This window comes from Mycobacterium sp. (assembly GCF_047975165.1).
Classification (GTDB): domain Bacteria; phylum Actinomycetota; class Actinomycetes; order Mycobacteriales; family Mycobacteriaceae; genus Mycobacterium.
In genome coordinates this window covers 1-3,206 of sequence record NZ_JBKECZ010000113.1, presented here as the reverse complement: position 1 = coordinate 3,206, position 3,206 = coordinate 1, and the positions used below count along the sequence as shown (strand labels likewise).

The window sequence follows — 3,206 nt, the reverse complement described above, 5'->3', positions numbered from 1 at the left end:
CTGCCTCGTACTTATGCTGTTGTTTACTTATTGCGGCCAACAAACGACTGAAGATACCGCTGATACTTTGGACGTAAGCCCAACACCCGCGATTGGAAGTACCTGCGAAGCGCCATGTTGGTTCGGCATAGTACCCAATGTAACTACTCGACAAGAGGTTGTGGAGTTCCTTGAATCTGGCAAAATCACCAAACCTGCTGACCTAAGCTTCTATGAAAACAGTGAATACAACGCAGACATAGCGTACTTCTATCTCGATAATAGCGGAGAGACGGAATATCCGCCCCCAAATGAACTTGGTAGTACAGTAAATATCTGGTTTGACAAGGGGGTAGTAAAAATCATTGACATGGGGCCTCGCACGATACGGCCTATGTCACAGATCATTGATTTATATGGAGAGCCGGATCGAATCGTGGTAATGGATAGCACATCGGAGGAGGTTGTATACGCAGCTCGCCTATTATATTATGAAGGCATTGATATACGGTTTTCAATCCTTGAGGGATCAACAGGTTATTCCGTGCAAGATGACTTTGCAGAACTGAGCGACAATATGCGCTTAACTAGTATCACATATGTGGGGCCAGTTACTGAAGAAACATGGGGAGAGTTGTTCCTTGTTCCACAAGATTCTCTGTCGCGGATGCCGTTTGAGCAGCTTGTCGAGAGTTCAAGTCCGTGGAATGGGATGGGAATGTATCCACTGTTGACGTTGCCGGATGATATAGATCAATTTCAGTGATCGTCACGCATACAATCACCAAGTTCTTTATTTTACCCTACCGCCGCGCCCCCGCCCTGTCCATCAGCGCAGGGGCGTGGCGATACGACAACGATCTACATCGGCGACTACTACGAGTACACGCTGACCAGCAGCGGTATCGGTCTCGGTGGTTCCACCCCGCCGCCCCGTCCAATGACAACTAGAATTGGACATTGACGACAATTAGAAATGCCCATGAGGGAAGCTGACATAGAATGCTCTTAGCAACGAGCTAAGGGAGGAACTATGACAGCGACAGAAACCCAAGTGAGGATTTTAATGCAAGAAAGAAAGTCAGGAAAGACGCAGGAACAAGCCGCCGCCAAGGCGAATCTGCGCAGCCGAAAGACGGTGGCCAGATATGAAAAGCTGGAGCAGTTTCCGAGCGAACTGAAGCAGCCAAGAACGTACCAGACGCGAGAGGATGCGTTCGCATCGGTGTGGCCGCAGATCGAACAGATGCTGGCAATGACACCGGAGTTGGAGGCGAAAGCGCTCTTTGAGTGGCTCTGTGACGAAAAGCCGGGGCAATACAGAGAAAGCCAGTTGCGGACATTCCAACGGCGCGTGGAACGCTGGCGCGGGCTGAACCAGGGCCAAGTTGCAAGCCTAGATCAAGTGCGAGTACCGGGTGAGAGCATTCAGGTGGATGGCACATGGATGAGCGAGTTGGCGGTGACGATTCAGGGCGAGCCGTTCAAGCACATCTTTATCCACTGCGTACTGCCCTACTCGAACTGGGAATGGGGACGAGTGGCCCAGTCAGAGTCACTGGTGGCTGTGCGGTTGGCCTTGCAGAGTAGCCTGCGCAAAGTGGGCTATGTCCCCCAGATTGTGCAGACAGACAACAGTTCGGCTGCAACGCGGCGCTTGGGCATCAATGAGGAGGACGAAGCAGGCAAGAGCCGCGGATACACCAGCGGCTATCTGGCATTGCTGAGCCACTACGGACTGCAACCACAAAGCACCCATGTGAGTAGTCCCAATGAAAACGGCGATGTGGAATCACAAAACGGCGCCCTGAAACGGGCTGTCAACCAGTATTTGCTGTTGCGGGGTAGTCGGGACTTTGCGGACATCGCCGCCTACGAAACCTTTCTTTTCGAGGTGATGGAGAAACGCAATCGTGGGCGACAAGAGCGGCTGGCCGAAGAGCTGGCTCTCATGAAAGCGGTGACGGCCACGCCGCTGGCGACCAGCATTGAGAAGAAGGTACGCGTCAGTCGCGGCAGCCTGATTCAGCTGCAGCGCAAGAGCTACTCCGTCCCGACATCGTTGATTGGCAAGGAGGTGACAGTCCGCATCCAGGAGTGGACCATCGACATCTATTATGCCGGCAAATGGGTCGAACGGCTGCCTCGGCTGATCGGTGCCGAGCGCCATCATGTCAACTATCGACATGTTATCGACTCGTTGCTGCGCAAGCCGGGCGGATTCCGGCGCTATCGCTTTCGGGACGATCTCTTTCCGCGACTGATATTTCGGCGGGCGTGGGAGCAACTGCAAGAATGGCATACGCCGCGGCAGGCCGATATTATCTCTCTGCAGATTCTGAAGCTGGCGGCCCGCACGCTGGAAGATGATGTAGCCGCTGTGCTGAGTACGCTTGTCGCATCGGGCGAGCAGTGGAACAAGGAGGATGTTGACAGCCTGCTGGCACCGGCACCAGTTGTCGTCCCCCAGCTTGAGAGCGGCAGCGTCGATCTTAGTCGCTATGACAGGCTACTTGAGGGGGTGAGTCATGAACTCGCATGAACAACTCCGTAGCTATTGCAAGAGTCTGCGGCTGCCCAGCATGGCGGCGGCGCTGAGCGAGACATTATCGCAAGCAGAACGGGAAGCCTGGTCTGTCGAGAACGGCTTGCTGCATCTCTTTGAACAGGAAGTGGAAGGGCGCCGCCGCCGTCGCATCGAACGCTTCATGAAACAATCGCAACTGCCGCCGGGCAAGACGTTGGCCCACTTCGACAAGCAGCGTTTGCCGCTGCGCCTCCAACGCCTGTTGTCCCAGCTTGAGAGCGGAGATTTCATCGACAACGCGCAGAATCTGCTCTTTTTCGGTCTGCCCGGCACCGGCAAGACGCACTGCGCCGCCGCGCTTGGCCATGCCCTAGTCGAGGCGGGACGCAGCGTGCTCTTCACGCCAACCTTCATGCTTGTGGGACGGCTGCTGCGGGCCAAGCGGGACTACGATCTGGAGCGGGAGTTGCGACGGCTGGATCGCTTCGAGGTCATCATTCTTGATGATATCGGCTATGTCCAGCAGAGTCGGGCCGAGATGGAGGTGCTTTTCACCTTCTTGGCCGAACGCTACGAACGGCGCAGCCTGATGATTACCTCCAACCTTGTCTTTTCAGAGTGGAACAAGATCTTTCAGGATCCGCTGACGATGGCAGCCGCCATCGACAGGATTGTGCATCACAGCATCATCATCGAGTTT

At 54.8% G+C, this 3,206-nt stretch carries 3 protein-coding genes; all 3 read left to right on the top strand.

The window, feature by feature from the left end; translation table 11 throughout:
• Positions 1 to 745: hypothetical protein (locus ACK5M9_RS11795; protein WP_416893356.1), on the top strand; the 745-nt coding region annotated here is incomplete at its 5' end.
• Between the two features lie 267 nt (positions 746 to 1,012).
• Complete coding sequence (locus tag ACK5M9_RS11790) at positions 1,013 to 2,521, top strand: Mu transposase domain-containing protein (protein ID WP_416893355.1); 1,509 nt, start codon at positions 1,013 to 1,015, stop codon at positions 2,519 to 2,521.
• Positions 2,508 to 3,206, top strand: a 699-nt coding sequence (gene istB, locus ACK5M9_RS11785; RefSeq protein ID WP_416893354.1) for an IS21-like element helper ATPase IstB, incomplete at its 3' end; no start/stop codon positions are given. The genes ACK5M9_RS11790 and istB, both read left to right, overlap by 14 nt.

Coding starts and splice junctions, on each gene's coding strand:
- ACK5M9_RS11790 (WP_416893355.1), top strand. CDS start 1,013: ATGACAGCGACAGAAACCCAAGTGAGGATTTTAATGCAAGAAAGAAAG.